The sequence below is a fragment of the Aquicoccus sp. SU-CL01552 genome (genome assembly GCF_040365005.1).
Lineage (GTDB): Bacteria > Pseudomonadota > Alphaproteobacteria > Rhodobacterales > Rhodobacteraceae > Antarcticimicrobium.
On record NZ_BAABWV010000009.1, the window covers coordinates 158,386 to 176,426 of the forward strand.

19 protein-coding genes are annotated in these 18,041 nt (G+C 62.7%); 8 read left to right on the forward strand and 11 right to left on the reverse strand.

The features are described 5' to 3' along the window. Nucleotides 1-29: 29 nt before the first annotated feature. The 3 genes from ccmI to ABWV23_RS12200 are packed head-to-tail and all read left to right on the forward strand — an operon-like array spanning nt 30 to nt 1,971. The gene (gene ccmI / locus ABWV23_RS12190; protein ID WP_353348065.1) at nt 30-1,265 is read left to right on the forward strand and encodes a c-type cytochrome biogenesis protein CcmI; all 1,236 of its coding nucleotides are present in this window, start codon (nt 30-32) and stop codon (nt 1,263-1,265) included. Then, nucleotides 1,262-1,744, forward strand: a complete 483-nt coding sequence (ruvX, locus tag ABWV23_RS12195) for a Holliday junction resolvase RuvX (RefSeq protein WP_353348067.1) — start codon at nt 1,262-1,264, stop codon at nt 1,742-1,744. The genes ccmI and ruvX overlap by 4 nt, the downstream gene beginning before the upstream one ends. Next, nucleotides 1,741-1,971, forward strand: coding sequence for a DUF1289 domain-containing protein (locus ABWV23_RS12200; RefSeq protein ID WP_353348069.1), 231 nt, complete (start codon nt 1,741-1,743; stop codon nt 1,969-1,971). The genes ruvX and ABWV23_RS12200 overlap by 4 nt, the downstream gene beginning before the upstream one ends. A 25-nt stretch (nt 1,972-1,996) precedes the next feature. Here ABWV23_RS12200 and ABWV23_RS12205 read toward each other — a convergent pair whose 3' ends face one another. The 10 genes from ABWV23_RS12205 to ABWV23_RS12250 form a co-directional block, all read right to left on the reverse strand. Beyond that, complete coding sequence (locus ABWV23_RS12205; RefSeq protein ID WP_353348071.1) at nt 1,997-2,785, reverse strand: hypothetical protein; 789 nt, start codon at nt 2,783-2,785, stop codon at nt 1,997-1,999. Beyond that, nucleotides 2,779-3,603: a sulfite exporter TauE/SafE family protein gene (locus tag ABWV23_RS12210; protein ID WP_353348073.1), complete on the reverse strand. Its 825-nt coding sequence runs from the start codon at nt 3,601-3,603 to the stop codon at nt 2,779-2,781. The genes ABWV23_RS12205 and ABWV23_RS12210 overlap by 7 nt, the downstream gene beginning before the upstream one ends. A gap of 78 nt (nt 3,604-3,681) precedes the next feature. Then, the gene (gene dusA / locus ABWV23_RS12215) at nt 3,682-4,704 is read right to left on the reverse strand and encodes a tRNA dihydrouridine(20/20a) synthase DusA (RefSeq protein ID WP_353348075.1); all 1,023 of its coding nucleotides are present in this window, start codon (nt 4,702-4,704) and stop codon (nt 3,682-3,684) included. Between the two features lie 917 nt (nt 4,705-5,621). Continuing rightward, nucleotides 5,622-7,139, reverse strand: a complete 1,518-nt coding sequence (locus tag ABWV23_RS12220) for an ABC transporter substrate-binding protein (protein WP_353348077.1) — start codon at nt 7,137-7,139, stop codon at nt 5,622-5,624. Beyond that, nucleotides 7,133-8,182, reverse strand: coding sequence for an ABC transporter ATP-binding protein (locus tag ABWV23_RS12225; protein WP_353348079.1), 1,050 nt, complete (start codon nt 8,180-8,182; stop codon nt 7,133-7,135). Before ABWV23_RS12225 ends, ABWV23_RS12220 begins: the two co-directional genes overlap by 7 nt. Next, entirely contained in the window at nt 8,179-9,177 is a 999-nt protein-coding gene (locus tag ABWV23_RS12230; RefSeq protein ID WP_353348081.1) for an ABC transporter ATP-binding protein, read from the reverse strand. The genes ABWV23_RS12225 and ABWV23_RS12230 overlap by 4 nt, the downstream gene beginning before the upstream one ends. After that, complete coding sequence (locus ABWV23_RS12235; protein WP_353348083.1) at nt 9,174-10,019, reverse strand: ABC transporter permease; 846 nt, start codon at nt 10,017-10,019, stop codon at nt 9,174-9,176. The genes ABWV23_RS12230 and ABWV23_RS12235 overlap by 4 nt, the downstream gene beginning before the upstream one ends. Beyond that, nucleotides 10,016-10,954, reverse strand: coding sequence for an ABC transporter permease (locus tag ABWV23_RS12240; RefSeq protein ID WP_353348085.1), 939 nt, complete (start codon nt 10,952-10,954; stop codon nt 10,016-10,018). Before ABWV23_RS12240 ends, ABWV23_RS12235 begins: the two co-directional genes overlap by 4 nt. After that, nucleotides 10,951-11,895: a proline iminopeptidase-family hydrolase gene (locus ABWV23_RS12245; RefSeq protein WP_353348087.1), complete on the reverse strand. Its 945-nt coding sequence runs from the start codon at nt 11,893-11,895 to the stop codon at nt 10,951-10,953. Before ABWV23_RS12245 ends, ABWV23_RS12240 begins: the two co-directional genes overlap by 4 nt. Further along, nucleotides 11,892-12,782, reverse strand: coding sequence for a proline iminopeptidase-family hydrolase (locus ABWV23_RS12250; protein WP_353348089.1), 891 nt, complete (start codon nt 12,780-12,782; stop codon nt 11,892-11,894). Before ABWV23_RS12250 ends, ABWV23_RS12245 begins: the two co-directional genes overlap by 4 nt. On the opposite strand from ABWV23_RS12250, the gene ABWV23_RS12255 reads away from it, so the two are divergent. From ABWV23_RS12255 to ABWV23_RS12275, 5 genes are all read left to right on the forward strand, one after another. Beyond that, entirely contained in the window at nt 12,781-13,689 is a 909-nt protein-coding gene (locus tag ABWV23_RS12255) for a helix-turn-helix transcriptional regulator (RefSeq protein ID WP_353348091.1), read from the forward strand. The genes ABWV23_RS12250 and ABWV23_RS12255 overlap by 2 nt on opposite strands. Nucleotides 13,690-14,508: 819 nt before the next feature. Further along, nucleotides 14,509-15,555, forward strand: coding sequence for a permease (locus tag ABWV23_RS12260; RefSeq protein ID WP_353348093.1), 1,047 nt, complete (start codon nt 14,509-14,511; stop codon nt 15,553-15,555). Nucleotides 15,556-15,670: 115 nt separating this feature from the next. Then, complete coding sequence (locus ABWV23_RS12265) at nt 15,671-16,318, forward strand: type 1 glutamine amidotransferase (protein WP_353348109.1); 648 nt, start codon at nt 15,671-15,673, stop codon at nt 16,316-16,318. Then, nucleotides 16,315-16,587, forward strand: a complete 273-nt coding sequence (locus ABWV23_RS12270; RefSeq protein ID WP_353348095.1) for a hypothetical protein — start codon at nt 16,315-16,317, stop codon at nt 16,585-16,587. The genes ABWV23_RS12265 and ABWV23_RS12270 overlap by 4 nt, the downstream gene beginning before the upstream one ends. 72 nt (nt 16,588-16,659) lie before the next feature. Continuing rightward, nucleotides 16,660-17,061: an ArsR/SmtB family transcription factor gene (locus ABWV23_RS12275; RefSeq protein ID WP_353348097.1), complete on the forward strand. Its 402-nt coding sequence runs from the start codon at nt 16,660-16,662 to the stop codon at nt 17,059-17,061. A gap of 96 nt (nt 17,062-17,157) precedes the next feature. On the opposite strand, the gene ABWV23_RS12280 is transcribed toward ABWV23_RS12275, so the two are convergent. Further along, nucleotides 17,158-18,041 (reverse strand): IS3 family transposase (locus ABWV23_RS12280; RefSeq protein ID WP_353348099.1); only part of this gene is annotated, 884 nt, incomplete at its 5' end.

Genomic DNA, 18,041 nt, shown 5'->3' on the forward strand with positions numbered 1-18,041 from the left:
CTATAGATCAGGATGAAACGGGAGTGCTCATGACGTTCTGGATTATCATAACCCTGATGGCGCTGGCCGCCTCCGCGCTGCTTGTCCTGGCGCTGATGCGAACCCAGGGCGGCGGTGGGCCGGCGGCGGCCTATGACCTGCGGGTGTACCGCGACCAGCTCAAGGAGGTCGACCGCGACCTTGCCCGTGGCGTGATCGGAGAGGCCGACGCCGAGCGGACCCGCGCCGAGGTGTCGCGCCGGATCCTGGCCGCCGATGCCGCCGCGCGCAAATCGCAGGACCGGAGCGGCGCACCGCAGGCCGTCACCATGGTGACGGCGGTGGGCCTGGCGGTGATGGTGATCGCCGGCTCCGTGCTGCTGTATCGCGGACTGGGGGCGCCGGGGTACGGCGACCTCGGATTGCGTTACCGGATCGAGATGGCGCAGGAGGCGCGCGAGAGCCGCCCGGGCCAGGCGGCCGCCGAGGCGCAGATGCCACCCATGCCGCCGCGCCAGCTGGATGCGGACTACACGGCTCTGGTCGACAAGCTGCGCAGCACCGTCGCCAGCCGCCCCGATGACGCGCGCGGGCATGACCTGCTGGCCCAGCACGAGGCCAACAGCGGCGATTTCCCCGCCGCCTATGCCGCCAAGGCACGGGTGATCGAGATCAAGGGCGACGCGGCCACAGCGCAGGATTACGCCGAATACGGCGAGCTGATGATCATGGCCGCCGGCGGCTATGTCTCGCCGCAGGCCGAGCAGGCGCTGGCCTCGGCGCTGGAACGCGATCGCGGCAACGGGCCGGCGCGCTATTACTGGGGCGCGATGATGGCCCAGACCGGGCGGCCCGACATCGCCTTTCGCATCTGGGAGGAAACCCTGCGCGCAGGACCGCCGGACGCCTATTGGATCGCGCCGATCCGCGGCCAGATCGAGGAGATGGCGGCGCGCGCCGGTGTCGATTATGCCCTGCCCCCCGCTACCGGGGGGGCGCCGATGCTGGCCGGACCCAACTCCGAGGACATGGCCGCCGCCGCCGACATGAGCGCCGAGGAGCGCCAGGACATGATCCGCGGCATGGTCGACCGTCTCTCGGACCGGCTGGCCAGCGACGGCGGCAGCGCGGCGGAATGGGCCCGGCTGATCGGCGCGCTTGGCGTGCTGGGTGATACCGACCGCGCCAAGGCAATCCACGCAGAGGCGCAACAGACCTTTGCCGGGGACTCCGAGGCCTTGGCACAGATCGAGGCCGCCGCGCGCCGGGCGGGGGTGGCAGAGTGATCTGTGATCCCTTCGAGGACTTTGCCGCCGCCCTGCCGCCGATGTCGGCACTGATCGGGCTGGACCTGGGCGACAAGACCATCGGCATCGCGGTCTCCGACCGGATCGGCGCCGCCGCGACACCGATCGAGACGATCCGGCGCAAGAAGTTCACCCCCGATGCCGAGCGGCTGTTACAGCTTGCCCGCAACCGCGAGGTCGGCGGCATCCTGCTGGGCCTGCCACGCAACATGGACGGCAGCGAGGGGCCGCGGTGCCAGGCCACCCGCGCCTTTGCCCGCAACCTGGCCCGGATGACCGATCTGCCGATCGGGTTCTGGGACGAGCGGTTGAGCACGGTTGCCGCCGAACGCGCGCTTTTGGAGGCGGATACGTCCCGAAAGCGTCGCGCAGAGCTGATCGACCATGTCGCCGCCTCGTATATCCTGCAGGGGGCGCTGGACCGGTTGCGTCACATCAGGACGGAAGGCGGCGCATGAACGACCAGGTGTGGAAGCGAGACGAAGTGGACAGCCCCTGTGTGCAGATCTGCGTGGTGCACCCCGAGGAGCGGATCTGTACCGGCTGCCTGCGCACGTTGGATGAAATCGCGCGCTGGTCACGGATGGCCCCGGAGGAACGGCGCGCGGTGATGGATGAGCTGCCCGCCCGCGCCCCGCGCCTGAGGAAACGCCGCGGCGGACGGGCGGCGCGGCTCAAGGGGTGAGTTGACCCGGTCCGCACGTCTCGGACTAAGGCGCCTCCAGCCAGTCGGCCGTGTCGTTTGACAGCAAGGGGCGGAAATAGGCGATCATGCGCCCCTCTTCCGGGGCCTCGGCGCCCTCCTCCCACGGGGCCACGCCGTGCAGGGCCAGCCGGTGCAGCAGATAGGCCTCGCCCGGGCGGGCCGGCAGCGGGACACGGCGGCAGCTGTCGAAGATGCTGGCGCGGGCGGCCCGGTACGGCTCGGTCAGGTCCACCCCGCCCCAATCCTGCGGATCGTAATCCTCGAGCGCATCGGCCAGCGCCGCGCGGAGGATCGAGTGGCTGCCCTCCCACACTACCAGCGGCGCGGCGCCGGGACCGGTGTCGGTCAAGGGCAGACCTAGAATGAAGGCGTGCCGCTCGTCGATGTGGCGGCGTCGGTCCAGCCCGATCGGCTTGAGCCCGTCGAGATGCGCCGCGTCGCGCCGCTGGCGATAGCGAAAGGCGGCGTCCCCCTCTCCCTCTCTCGGGCGCGGATAGCCCGGCCAGATCACCGAGACCTGCGCCGGGTGCAGTGGCGGCAGCCCGCCGAGATGGGTCTCGATGAAGTCTACCGCCGGGCCGGACAGCGGGGCGGAGCCACCGATGCGGCCTTGGGAATCGTTGGGCAGCGCATCAACGCCGATGAACCAGGTGCCATCGCACACGTGCCACCCGGCATGGGCCGGATCGCGCACCGCCGCCAGTGCCGCGACCCTTGCATGGGCCGCCCAGTCCCGCACGCGCGAATCCGGGCCGAACCGGACCCAGCCGCGCGCGAAGAACCTCTCTACCACCCCAGCGCCTTGCGCAGCATGTTCAGCGCCACCAGGATCAGGAACACCGCAAAGATGCGCTTGAGCCGCTTGGGATCGGTCTTGTGCGCCAGTTTGACCCCCAGCGGCGCCGTCGTCAGGGTCATCGCGATGACCACCAGGAAGGCGGGGATGTTGACCGCGCCCACGGTCAGGGGCGGACGCTGCGCCGCATCGATCGGCAACAGCAGGAAGCCCGCCACCGAGGGCACCGCGATGATCACGCCAAAGCCCGCAGCCGTGGCCACGGCCCGGTGGATCGGGATGTTGTACAGGCTCATCAACGGCACGCCGAAACTGCCGCCGCCGATCCCCATCAGCACCGAGAGAAAGCCGACAAAGGGCGACACCAGCGCGCGCCGCAGGCCCGTCGGCATCGTTTCTCCCAGGCGCCATTCGGATTTGCCGAGGCCCAGGTAGAGCCCGATCACGATGCCCAGCCCGCCGAACAGCGCCTGCAGCATGTCCGAGCGCAGGGCCGAGGCCACCAGGACGCCCAGCACCGCGCCCAGGGCGATCCCCGGCCCCCAGCCGCGCAGGATCCACCACTCGACCGCGCCCTTCTTGTTGTGGCTCAGCACCGAGCGCACCGAGGTCACGATGATGGTGGCCAGCGAGGTCGCCAGACACATCTGCATCAACTGCGGGCCACCATAGCCAAGGGTTTGGAAAGCAAAGAAAAACGACGGAACCAGCACGATCCCGCCGCCGACCCCCAGAAGGCCGGCCAGAACCCCGGCAAGCCCACCGATGACCAACAGCATCACCAGCATTTCCAACAGCAACATCGTATCGGGCATCGGGGGTCCTCGGGTTCGGTCTCGGGTTCGCCGCTGCCTTACACCCTTCCCCGACCGGGGACCAGCGGCCCGCGCGCCTTATCCCGCAACGGGTTGCCCTGGTGTCGCGGTGGTGATCCGTTCCAGCGCCTGTTCCACCAGGTCGGGGCCGGCACCGGGGCGCGTGGCGCCCTCGGACAACACCCGCCGCCAGGCCCGGGCGCCCGGCCGCCCGGCGAACAGCCCCAGCATGTGCCGCGTCACCTGATGCAGCCGCCCACCCGCCGCCAGGTGACCTTCGATATAGGGCAGCATGGCCCGCGCCACCCGCACCGGATCGGTGGCCGTGCCGGTGCCGAAGATCTCCGGATCGGCCCGCGTCAGAATATCGGCGGGGCTGTGATAGGCGGCGCGCCCGATCATCACCCCGTCGAGCCCGGCCTCGAGGAACGCCTTTGCCTCTTCCAGCGAGGCGATGCCGCCGTTGACCGAGATGTGAAGATGCGGAAACATCGCCTTCATCCGCATCACCAGGTTGTAATCGAGCGGCGGGACATCGCGGTTCTCCTTGGGCGACAACCCCTGCAGCCACGCCTTGCGCGCATGGATGGTGACCCGCCCGCAGCCCGCGGCGGAGATCCGCGACAGGAACTCCGGCAGCACCTGCTCGGGGTCCTGGTCGTCCACCCCGATGCGGCATTTCACCGTGACCTCCACCTCGACCGCATCGCGCATCGCGGCGACACACTCGGCCACCAGCGGCGCCTTGGTCATCAACACCGCGCCGAAGGTGCCCGATTGCACCCGGTCCGACGGGCAGCCGCAGTTGAGGTTGATCTCGTCATAGCCGGCCGCCGCGCCCAGCCGCGCCGCCTGCGCCAGTTCGGCCGGATCGGAGCCGCCCAGTTGCAGCGCGACCGGATTCTCCTCGGGGGCATGGTCGAGCAGATGCAGCGCCCCGCCCCGCACCAGCGCCGGCGCGGTCACCATCTCGGTATAGAGCAACGCCTCCCGGCTGAGCAGCCGGTGGAAATAGCGACAATGCCGGTCGGTCCAGTCCATCATGGGTGCAACGGCAAGCCGAGAAGCAATACACGCCTTTGATTTTGCTTCGCTAATCATCTTTTGCCCATCAGCCACTCACACTCGAAAACACCCCATTATGTCGGTTTATGCCGTATTCTGGTGGGTTTCGCGAACCGCGTTGCTACGGCGTAGCAACTCACTTGGCAACCCTTCCAAGCGCTCGAGTGGCCCTCCAGCGCAGTCAGAGCGTCCCGATTTCCGGGGTTCTGGTCTCGGACCAACCTTCTGTCTGCAATCGACCAAGGAAGTCCTTCCATGTCCGCAAGCATCATCAAAGTTCCCGGCAAGCGAGTTGCCGCCCCTTTCCATCTCCCCAGAATGAAAAGGCGCATGATGACAGTGCACCGACCAAGCGCCCTCCGCAGAGGAGGTCCAAGGCGTGATCGGATCGCCGCCGCAACGACGCGTCCAAGTCTCGCAGTGTCGAACCCAACATTCAAGAGATGCCAAGCGCGAATGGAAAATGCTCCTATCGCGTCCAGATCCGCAAGACGGTTCAGGGGCAAAGCATCAGCTTCTCCAAGACTTTCTCCAAGCTTGCCATGGCGGGAAGATGGAAGAAGAGGAAGCTCGCTGAAATCGACGACACTTCCTACAGTGCTTAGTCCAAGTTATTCGGAAAGCCATTTCCGCAACCAGTCAAAAGGATCGTTTCGAATCCGAACCGACGCCCTGTTGCCTAAAGGATCAGCGCGACGCGGTCTTTGGCTGACATGGTACAACGAGCAAAGCCAGCTTTTCGCCGTCGAGCCCTCAGGGAGGAGCCGAACGCCATGGCAAGGCGGCGCCAACTCACGGCCCCAAGAATCTGCATTCCTGCGGGCCTCAAACGTGGGGGTTCACCCCCGGCATTCGGCGGAGCGGTTCACCCAAAATCAGCCCCACCAAATGCCGGACTTAACACTTACGCGTGCCGGCGCGCCTTGTTTGCGCCGGCACGGACGGCCTTCAGTTTAATTCTTGACCGTATCTTCGAGAAAGAACCGCCCAAGCGGGTTCTGATAAAAGCCTTCGATGTTGCTTTGCGTCACGTTGCGGTAAGGGCTGTAATATAGATCGATCCAGTTCACGTCCTCCTTGGCCATTTTCTGCAAGTCGACATACATGGCCTCGCGCTTGGCCTCGTCCATCTCGACGCGAGCTGCCGCCACCAGATCCTTGACTTCGGGATTGGTGTAGTTGGTCATGTAGTTGTTGTTGGAATCGTGACCCAGGACGAAGGTCGTCTTCTGGTCGGGGTCGATCACATCCTTGGTCCAGTACATGACCGACAGGTCATACTCGCCGGCCACCAACATGTCCCATGTCTGGCTTGGGTCCATCTTCTGCAGATTCACAGTGATACCCGCCTCGTCCAGTTGCTGCTGCAGCAGAACGGCGATCTGCTCGTCCACTTGGTCGCCCGCATTGACAAGGTAGTCCAACGTCAAGCCCTCGGCTCCCGCTTCGGCCAGCATCTCCTTGGCCTTCTCGGGATCATGCGGGCGCTGCAGGTTGTCTTCGTAGTGATAGAGCGACCCCTTGGGGATATAGGAATAGGCCACCTCGCCGATCCCGAAGGTCACGGCATCCACGATGGCCTGCTTGTCGATGGCCATGTCCAGCGCCTGACGTACCGCCTTCTTGTCCAACGGCGGATTGGCGTGGTTGATGAGCAGATGATCCTCACGGGTAGACTGGTCCAGATGCACCTTAAGATTGGGATCGGCTTTCAGATCCTCGATCCGCGCGAAGGGCACGAAGATGGCGGCATCGATCTCGCCCGCCTGCACCTTAAGGATGCGGGTGTTGTCATCGGGGATCGAAATCCATTCGACGCCATCAAGGCTGACACGGTCCGCCTCCCAGAAATTGGGGTTCTTGGCCAGGATCACGCGATCGCCGCGCAGCCAGTCCTCGACCGAGAAGGCGCCCGAGGCGATGGGCCGCTCAGCATAGGCCTCGACGCCCATTTCCTCCATGCCGGCCTTCGAGATGATTGACGCGCCCGGCATGGCGAGCGACGCAAGGAACGGCGCCGAGGCGCCGGAGAGCCTGACCACGAGCGTCTGGGGATCAGGCGTCTCCATGTTCTCGATGATCTGGTAGCTATCGGACCAAAGCGAGCCCTCGTCATCCCGGATGCGCTCCAACGAGAATTTGGCGTCCTCTGACGTGATCTGGCTGCCGTCCGAGAACTTCGCGTCCCGCATCTTGAACGTGTAGGTCGCGCCGTCCTCGCTGACTTCCCAGCTTTCGGCCAGACCCGGTTCCAGCTTGGTGCCGGATTTGTCGACGCGCACCAGCACGTCATACACATTGGCGAAGACCCAGAAGTCGATATTCTGCGCGGTGGCGATTGGATCGAAGGTGGTGCCGTCCTCGCGGCGACCGATGGTCAGAACGCCTGCGGCCTCGGCGATGCCGGTACCGGTCATCAGTGCGGCTACGGAAACGGCGGCGAGATAGCGAGTGAATCTGCTCTTCAGCATGTCATAGTCCTTTCGTGAGGGGTTGCGGATAGGGTCTCCGACAGGTTGCCTCCTGCCTCGTTCAGTCTGCCGCCGGGCGCCAGGATGCAGGCGGCACGATGCGCTCGGGGCCCCACCAGCGGCGGCACAGCGGCGCAGCATTCGGGGCGGGCCAGCGGGCAGCGCGGATGAAAAGCGCAGCCCTGGGGCAGATCGACCGGGCTTGGCGGCTCGCCTGGCAAAGGTGCCGAGGGCAAACCGCGCGCCGGGTCGATTTCGGGGATCGCCTCGATCAGCGAGCGGGTGTAGGGATGGCGCGGATCCTTGAAGACTTCCTCGGTCGGGCCTTCCTCAACGATGCGCCCCAGATACATCACCGCGATCCGGTCGCAGAGGCGCCGTACCATGGCCAGGTCATGCGCGATGAAGATCATGCCCAGATGCATGCGCTGACCCAATTCCATCAGTAGGTTGATGATCTGTCCCTGGATCGACACGTCCAGCGCCGCGACGCATTCATCGGCCACAATCAGCCGCGGCTCGATTGCCAGCGCGCGAGCAATGCCGACCCGCTGGCACTGGCCCCCGCTCAGATCACCGGGACGACGATCCATCAATGCCGGGTCCAGCCCGACAAGGTCCAGAAGCTCGGCAATTCGTGCCTCGGCGGCGCCGGGGCCCACCTTGCCATGAACGTATAGCACTTCGCCGATCGCCTGCCTGACCGTCAGGCGCGGATTGAGTGAGCCGTAGGGATCCTGAAAAATCATCGCGGTTTCGCGCCGCAGCCGCGCAAGATCCTCGCGGCGGGCGCGGGCCATGTCCTGCCCGTCCAAGAAGACTTCGCCCGCTGTCACCTCACCCAGCCGCAAGATAGCCCGACCAAAAGTGCTCTTGCCGCTGCCGCTTTCACCGACAAGACCTACGGTTTCCCCTGCGGCGACTCGCATGGACACGTCCGAAACAGCGCTCAGGCTGCGGGGCGGGCCAAGACCCATCCGGCTGCGGGCCATGGAAAATTCCACGCTCAGGTTGCGCACATCAAGAAGGACCGGATCGCTCATGTCTTCGCCTCCGTACGCATCCCCACCGGGTGGTGGCAGGCGCATGCATGGCTGGGCTCGGCCTCATCCAGCGATGGCTGAAGCTTGGCACACAGTGCATTCGCCGCTTCGCAGCGCGGATGAAAACGGCAACCCGCAGGCATGTCGGCGGGGTTCGGCGGTTGACCAGGGATAGTGTGGACCGGCCCGGTGCCACCCTCGCTGCTGGGCTGGCATGCGATCAACCCAGCCGTGTAGTGATGGCGCGGACGGTGAATAACCTCGTCCTTGGGGCCGTACTCACACACGCGCCCCGCATACATCACCGCAACGGTATCGCAGAGCTGATAGACAACCCCAAGATCATGTGTGATGAAGATGATCGACAGGCCCCGCTCGTCCCTCAATTGCTGCAAGAGCCGCAGAATCTGGGCCTGCACCGTGACGTCAAGCGCTGTCGTCGGCTCGTCCGCGATCAGGATGTCCGGATCACAAGCCAGCGCCACGGCGATCATCGCGCGTTGGCGCATCCCGCCCGAGAACTCATGCGTATAGGCATTGGCACGACTTTCCGGATCGGGGATCCCGACCTGCCGCAGAATATCCAGCATCCGCGCCCATGCCTCGGCGCGGCCAATACCGCGATGGTGACGGATGCTCTCGGCGATTTGGCGACCGATGGACATCACGGGGTCCAGATGGCTGGCGGGGTTCTGGAAAATCATACCGATCCGCCGCCCGCGCACGCCGGTCATTTCGCGCGGAGTCAAGGCCAGCACATCGCCCCCGCCCTCAAGCTGGACCGAACCACCTGTCACCTTCAATCGGCTACTGGGCAGAAGGCGGATCAGCGCGCGGCAGGTCATGCTCTTGCCCGATCCGCTCTCGCCCACGATCCCGAGGATCTCGCCCTTGCGCAGCGTGAAGGACACGCCGTCGATGATGGTGTGCGACGTGCGCATATCCTCATAGGCCACGCTGAGATTTGTCACGGTCAGGATGGGGGCGTCAGTCATTCTCGCACCCCCAGAGCTTCTCCCAGACCGTCGGCCAGCAGACTGAAACCCATCGCCAGCGTCACGATAGCAATTCCCGGAAACGTGGTGATCCACCAGGCGGTCGTAATGAAGCCTTGCCCCTCGGCGATCATGATGCCCCACTCCGCGACAGGCGGCTGAACGCCAAGGCCAAGATAGCTGATTGCGGCACCGTTCAGCAGAACCAGCACCGCGTCCGACATCGAAAAGACAACAGAACTGAGGATGGCGTTGGGCATGATGTGGCGAAACATCACTCGCGTGTTCGAGTACCCCAGGCTTACAGCGGCCATGGCGAAATCGGACGACTTCAGAACAAGGAACTGCGCGCGTATCAACCGGGCGTAGGATACCCAACCGACCAGCGCCATCGCGACGTAGAAGCTCCCCAGTCCCGGCCCGATGATCGTGATGATCGCCAACATCAGGACGAGAAATGGAAAGGCCAGAACCACGTCGATGACCCGCATGAAAACCGTGTCCACCCAGCCCCCGAAAAAGCCTGATATGCTGCCGGCGATCGTGCCGATGACGAAGGGAAAGACCACGCCAAAGAGCGCGATCTGCAGGTCGATCCGCGCGGCCCAGATGACGCGTGACAGGATATCCCGTCCGAAATTGTCGGTGCCCAGCGGATGCGCCCACGACGGCGGCTGAAGCCGCACAGCGGCATCCTGATAGATCGGATCGTAAGGGGCCAACAGCGGCGCAAGCAAAGCGATCAACAACCAAGCGATCAAGATACCCGCACCCAACAACAGTGGCGTGACCCTGCCCGGCCATCTGATTCCGCGCATGCGAAGTTTGGCGACGGCGTTCACAGCTTGACCCTCGGGTCTATCGTCACTGTCAGTATGTCGGCGAGAAAGTTCACCAGCACCGTCGCGCAGGCAAACACCATCGCAACACCCTGCACGACCATGTAATCTCGAGTGAAGATGCCCCGCACCAAGAGCTGGCCCATTCCGGGGATGGCAAATACCGTCTCGATCACGACCGATCCGCTGATAAGCCAGCCGATATTGACCGCCAGAAGGTTGACCGTCGGCACCAGCGAATTTGGTACGACGTGCCGCCAGAAAACGACGTTCTCCGGCAGTCCTCGCGCGCGCGCAGCTGTGGCCTGATCAGATTGAAGCTCGGACAGGATCGAGGCGCGCAGATTGCGCGTCAGCACAGCCGCCAGCGCGAGACCGGTGGTCAGGCAGGGCAGTGTCATGTGATGCACCTTGTCCCAGAACGTGCGGCCATAGCCGGTCACTGGAAACCAGCCCAACTGAACCGAGAAGAGCAGGATCAACATGATCGCCAGCCAGAACGCAGGAAAGCCGAGGCCCGCAGTCGAAATGATGCGGATCAGGTGATCCGCCCAGCTTCCACGCCGCCGGGCCGCTATGGCGGCCATGGGCGTGGCGATCAGAAGCGCCAGCAGAACGCTGCCGATCACCAGCACCAGCGTCGGCTCAATGCGGGTTGCGATCAGTTTCAGAACGTCGACCTTGTAGAGGATCGATTTGCCCAACTCGCCCTTGAAGAGGTTCTTCACAAAATAAAAATATTGCAGCCACAGCGGCTCATCCAACCCGAACTGCTCGCGCACGCGGGCCAGCGCTGTTTCGGTTGTACGCGGCCCCAAAAGAACGCGCGCCGGATCACCCGGGATCGAACGGACCAGCACGAAAGTGATGATGCTGATGCCCACCAACACCGGGACCAACTGGAGCGGTCGATAGAGGACAAAGCGATAGCGGCTCATTCGACGACCCTGTCGACATCGTTCAAGAACGCCGTCAGGGCGGCGCGGTAAGCGCGCGGCTCTTCATAGAAGGGCGAGTGCGACGACCGTGCAAATATCTCGATCCGCGAATTGGGCAAAGCGGTGTGCATCCTCATGCCACAAGCCGGAGACAATACATCGTGCATCCCTTGTATCACGAGGCAGGGCCAGTCGAAGTGCTTGAGCGCTGCCAGGCGGTTCCAGTCCTTGAGGTTACCGGTATAATGGTATTCGTTCGGACCCTGCATCGTGTTGAAAATTGCGAAGTTGAAGCCATCCTTCGAGCGTTGCACAGGTAGGGGCCGGTGGTCCATCCGGCGAATATGACGATGATCCAGCAGCGTAATGGCCGCCTCGTAGGCCGGATGATCCAGCCAGCCCAATGCCTCATATCGCTGCATCATCTTGACCGTCTCAGCCCCCAGCGCGTTGCGATGACGTGCGATCTGCTGCAGCAGATGAGGCATGTCGGCACAGGTATTGGCCAAGGTCATGCTGCGCAGCCTGCCTCGGTGCCGCAACGCGTACTCGATGCCGCACCATCCGCCCCAAGAGTGACCCAAGAAATGGACCGACGTGAGGCCGAGCGCATCCAGGACCGTCTCAACCTCATCGGCATATCGGGCGATGTCCCACAGGGACGGATCGGTTGGAGCATCTGACGCGCCGGTGCCCAACTGATCGTAGGAGACAACTCGAAAACCCAGATCGGCCAGCGGCACGTGAGAGTCGCGCAAATAATCACAAGGCAGGCCCGGTCCACCATTCAGGCAGAAAAGCACCCTGTCGCCGCTGCCATAGCTGTATGCGGTAACATTGCCATGGGGAGTTGCGATCTGCGTCACTTCATCGGCGGCGCGGTCGTCCCAGACACGAAAGCCGTCGCCGAGTCGTCCGGTTTCGGCGATGCGCGCCATCATGCTTGCGATGCCCTTTCGAGAAACTTGAGAAGCGCTGGAAAATAAACCTCAGGTTCTTCGAAGAATGGCATATGGCTGCTATTGGGAAAGACATGAATCTCGGAATCAGGTAGCTGATCATGCATCAGCCGAGCACAGGCGGGCGTCAGTTCGTCGTGCTGGCCGGTCGTGATCAGGCACGGCACAGTAATTCTGTGCATATCGGGGATGCGGTTCCACTCAGCCATGTTGCCGGTATAAAGAAACTCGTTCGGCCCCTGCATCGTGCCGTATGGCCCCATGTTCCAGTCGTCGAGCGAGCGCCTTACAGGCGCGGGCCATTCATCCAACCTGCATACATGGCGATAGTTCAGGATCGTGACAGCGGCCTCATATTCGGGGTGATCAAGCGTGCCCAAAGCTTCATGCCGCTGCATCATAGCCACCGTTTCGGAGCCGAGCGCATCACGGAGACGATTCAACTCCGAGACCAGGTGCGGTATGTTCCCTGCCGTATTTTCCAGGATCAGCGACCGAAGATTGCCCGGATAGGTCAGCGCGTATTCAATGCCAAGCCATCCACCCCAGGACTGGCCGAGAAAATGCACCTTTCCAAGGCCGAGCGCTTTGCGCACGGTCTCGGTCTCCTCCACGTAGCGCTGGATGGTCCAGAGTGCAGGATCGGTCGGTCGATCAGAGTTTCCCGTACCAAGCTGATCCCACGCGACAACGCGGTATCCCTTGGAAGCAAGGCAGGAATGTGAATCACGCAGATAGTCGCAAGGCAGGCCTGGCCCCCCATTTGCACAAAGCACTACATTTTCACCGGTCCCGAAACTGTATGTCTTGACCGTATGGCCGTCGACCGCGACATCCTTGATCTCATCAGGCTCGATTTCAGACCACATGAGCAAAATCCTTTCGTGCTGTCATCTGATGCTAACGACGGGAAAGCACAGGCGTCTACCTGCCAAATTTGATAGTCTTCGCCCGAACAAAAGGTGTAAGGTTAAAGAAGCCACCAGTAGCGGACATCGCCCTAACGGTATGCATACATTCATTGATCAATTTAAGTGCAATGTCGGCGAGTCTGCCTCCATCTCGGGCGTCGTGGATGCCGCTCATGGTGCTGCGCGGCAGGCTGGATTTGACGCCATCATCTATGACTACAGCCCCGTGGCCACGACGCCTGAGGGCACGCTGGTCATTCCCAGTCATCTCAGCCATCGTCGCGTCCCCCGGGACATGCGCTACCTTTGGTGTGAGCAGAAGTATCACCAACACGACCCTGTGCAGCAAATCGCCCTGACACGCAGCGCACCATTTGCCTGGTCCTACCGCCAGCAGGGCAGGAACACCGTGCTTGCCCGCCATCTGAAAGGCGAACATGCACCCGTCTCGGCCTATTTGCACGACACGGGTTTGACGTGCGGTATAACCGTGCCGCTGCATCGCACTACGGGCGGATTTGCCACCTTCACCGTAATTCAGAAGGATGCCGGGCCCCTCTTCGTGCATGAAACGCGAGATATGCTGCAACGGGTGGGGTTGATGGGCCAAATCATGCATGAGGCGGCCTTGGCCCGCTTTACCAGCAAGGAGAAACGGGCCACTGTCGCGATGCTTACCCCTCGTGAAGCTGAATGCCTGCATTACTCTGCGCAAGGATACACCGCCAAGCAGATTGCGGACCTCATCAGCCGCTCGGTCCCGACAGCGACACTCCATTTGAAATCCGCCACCGCCAAGTTGGGCGCACGCAACCGCGCACACGCCGTAGCGCTCGCGTTGCACTACCGCCTGATTGAATTGTGACCAAGCGTCTCGAGCGGCCGCCTTCTCCAGCGAACCCTGTAACCGGCCTTGGTTCAAATGCCTTCATCTGATCTCCTCCCATTGACTTCAATTTCGCTTGGGATTTCAGCGGTGTGTCAGCCATCTGTAACACCGCATTGACCTACTTGGACCTGCCACGAGATTGCGCCGCTCCTTTGGCCACGTATCGTGTCGCAAAGGAGACTACAGATGGCATCACGACCGACCGAAGAGTTCCGTTGCAAAACCGTACGGCCAGACCAGCGAAGGGGCACAAGACCTATCCTTATCTACTGAAGGGGCCGACGGTCGAGCGACCGAACCAGGTTTGGCGCTCGGACATCACCTACATGCCCAGCCCCACCCGCATAACCCTCGAAAGCAATGGGAAAATCCGGCCGCAGCCGGATCGGGAGAACGCTTTCGCGAGGGCAAGCGGCGGAGGGGATGGGACTTGGGGCGAACGTTCTCTGCTCCAGGCGAAGTTCAGCGCAGGAGCCGCGCGGGTTTGTTGGCCTTGCCCCATTCTGGATCAACCGTGGCACCTGCCCTCAAGCATCGTGGACCGCATGGCAGGTCAGCGCCGCGCCGGCATCCATGGGTTCGACCTCCAGAAGAGACCGCTTATGCCGCAGGTTACAGCCCTCGGACAGCATTGTGCCGTTGCCGAAATGCACCGGCAGTATCAATAGCCAAGACACCTCCACCGCATCGGCACGCAACCCGCGGCATGTGACAGAGTGCGTGGTACTCGTCTTGATTACATGCACATTCGCGCTAATGTGCGTTTGTTAGAATCACAACAGTCATGGTCACAAGATGCAAGACAGTCCCTGGAAGATCGCCCTTGATGAGTTCCTGCACGTCGGGGGGGCGCTCGTCATCATCATCGCCGTCGTGTCGGTGCTCACCGGCATCGTGCGCGAATATATCCCGCAGGAAAAACTTCAGAAGAAACTGGCAAAACACGAGAAGCGCGGCCCGCTGATGGGAGCGCTTCTGGGCACGCTCACGCCCTTTTGCAGTGCATCGATGGTGCCGGTAGTCATGGGCATGGCCGAGGTGGGCGCCTCGATGGGCACGATCTTCGGTTTCCTGATCTCGGCACCGTTGTGCAACTTCGTGGTAGTCGGACTGATCCTGGCGACCTTCGGCGTCAAGGTGACACTGGTCTATATCGTCATCACGTTGGGCGGGGCGATCCTGTCGGGCTATCTGATCGGCCTGACGCCCCTGAAACACGCGGTGCGGCGTAACCTGTCCGCGCCGGCCGCAACTTGTGGTGCCGCGCCTGCCTCGGCGTGCAGCGCAGCCTCGGCCCCCACATGCGGGGGAACACCCGCCGTGGCCACGACAAGCTGTGCTGCCACCTCGACGTCTGGCTGCGACGACACGGGCGTGCCAATTGTCTTTTCAGCCGATACGGCAGCCTCTACCCACGCAACGCTGCCCCATGCGCAGCGCATCCGTGCTTCGATGCCCTTCGCCCTCGCCCTGTTTAAACGGATCATCCCTTACGTCTTGATCGGCGCCGTGATCAGCGCCCTGTCGGCGGCGTTCCTGCCTGCGGATATGGTCGAGAAATACGTCGGCAGCGACAGCTGGTACGCGATCCCGATTGCCGCCGGTATCGGCGTGCCGCTGTACTTGCGTATCGAGATGGCACTGCCCTTGCTTCAGGTCCTGATTGCCAAGGGTATGGGCATGGGCGCTGCCATGGCGCTGCTGATCGGTGGCACCGGGGCCAGCCTGCCTGAAATCGCGATCATTTCGTCGATCCTCAAGCCTAAGGCCGTGGTCGCTTTTGTCGTCACGGTGCTGACGCTTGCCATGATCGGAGGGGCGTTCTTTGTTGTCATCGCCTAACGCCGGCGCTCAAGGGAAATCACCGCGAGGACAACAAGCTCGGATCGGCCTGTTGCTTTGCGGTGATACGCCCGAGGCCCTGCAACCCAAGTTTGGCACCTACGCCGAATGCCTCGTGCAGCGGTTCCAGCTTGGAGCGGCGCGCATCAGGGTCTGGCATGTCCACAAGGGCGAGCTGCCGCGCGATGTCGGCGAGGCCGATGCCTATCTCGTCGGAGGAAGCCCGGCGAGCGTCTTTGACCAGCATGAATGGATCGCCCAGCTCACCGGTTTCATTCGTCGCGCCCATGCCGGGAAACGGCGGCTTGCCGGGATCTGTTTCGGGCACCAGATCATCCACCATGCCCTGGGTGGCCGGGTCGAACGCGCAGCCGGAGGCTGGGGTCTCGGCGTCTATTCAGTGGGCTTGACCCGCAAACTGCCCAAGCTGCCGGTCCGGCAACAGTTGTCCCTGCCGGCCATGCACCGTGATCAGGTGGTTCAACCCGCCCCTGACCTGAACCGCTATGCCGGTTCCGATTTCTGCCCAAACTACTTCACCGGCCTCGAGGGCCAGGTGCTGACTCTCCAAGGGCATCCTGAATTCACAATTCCGTTCCTCGATGCCTTTCTATCGGTGAGTTCCCATCGCTTCGATGCCCAAGTTCTGGAGCGCGCTCGCTCCAGCCTGCTTTTACCTGAAGACAGCAAGGGCATGTGTCATGTCATTCGCCGCTTCCTCCTCGCCACACCGCAGACCGCAAAGGAACCCGTACGATCATGAAACTTGGCCGTTTGTTGAACTTCTGCCCCTACACGCATCTGTGGCGGGCTATGAAACACGCCGTGACGACGCGCAGGCTGCCGCAGTCCGCCCGCTCGGGCGCCAGTATCGCTCTGCTCGGGATATTCTGCCCTCTTTTCTGGATCGCACTGCTGAGAGGGGCGAGCAAAGGCGAAATCCTGTTCCACGCGACCCATTCCGGCGTCGTGATCCTGGTCGGAGTTGGCATGATGCTGGCCTCCTTGGCGAAAGACGGTGGCAGCCACTGAGATCCCACCACCGCGTTGCTGCCTGCCGTTGGCTTAGGTAGTCTCAACGAAGGATTGCCAGGGAATAACGGGATGGATGATCGCTATATCGAAGTGCTCAAGGCCATAGCCGAGCCCCACCGCCTTCGGCTGTTCTGGCTGCTGTTGCAGGTAAACGAACGCATCTGCGTGGCCGAGGCAATGGATGTGCTGGGCGAGACCCATTACAATGTCTCCCGCAACCTGAAGATCCTGCTACGGGCGGGCCTGGTCCGTGCCGAGAAGGATGGCAAATGGGTATTTTACACCCTCAGCCCCAAGGACGACACATTTCACCGCAGCCTTTATGACGCCGTGCGCGCAATCCACGCGACCGAATTCAAGGAGGAAATCAAGAGATGCCGCCTGCGCCTGAGCTTGCGCCAGGACGGGCGCTGCGTAGTCGGCCCGGGAAGCCCCGAATGGGAAAAGATCTGCCGCGCCGAGACCGGGTGAAGTGCGCGCGGGGCGAGGTGTTTTGCTCAAGCAGCCGGCACAGCATGACGGGACTTGTGAACCGCCCCGGGTTTGCCGGAGGCTGATTGCAGTTAGTTACGCGGCTCGTTCCTCAGTTTCCATAGCCGCATAGAAATTGGCCTCTGCTTCTGCCGGCGGAATGTTCCCGATAGGCTCAAGCAGACGGCGGTTGTTAAACCAGTCCACCCATTCGAGTGTTGCGTATTCCACTGCCTCGAAGTTGCGCCAAGGGCCGCGGCGGTGAATGACCTTGGCCTTGAACAAGCCGTTGATCGTCTCGGCCAGGGCATTGTCGTAACTGTCTCCGACGCTGCTGACAGAGGGCTCGATAGCAGCTTCTCCCAACCGCTCTGTGTACTTGATCGACAGGTATTGGCTGCCGCGGTCGGAGTGGTGAACAAGCCCCATCGCCTTTGTCGGCCGCCGCTCGTGAACAGCCTGCTCCAGAGCATCGAGAACGAACCCGGCATGCGCCGAGGTGCTGACACGCCAACCAACGATCTTGCGGGCATAGGCATCGATAACGAAGGCGACATAGGTGAACCCCTTCCAGGTGGCAACATAGGTGAAATCGCTAACCCAGAGCATGTTGGGCGCGGGCACACGGAACTGCCGGTTCACCTTGTCCAGCGGGCATGGCGCCTTCTTGTCGGGAACCGTGGTCTTGTGCGGCTTGCCCCGGATGATGCCTTGAATACCCATGCTCTTCATCAGCCGGCCAACCGTGCAGCGGGCGACGTCAAAACCTTCCCGCTGCAATTGCCGCCAGATCTTCCGCACGCCATAGACCCGCCAGTTCTCTTCGAAAACACGCAGGATCTCGGGCCGCAATGCCTGGTCACGCCGGGCACGGTCCGACAACCGGGCCGGATCAGCCCGCTTCGCCAGGTGCTCATAATAGGTGGAAGGGGCAATCGGCAGGACAGTGCAGATCGGCTCGACCCCATGCTCACCGCGAT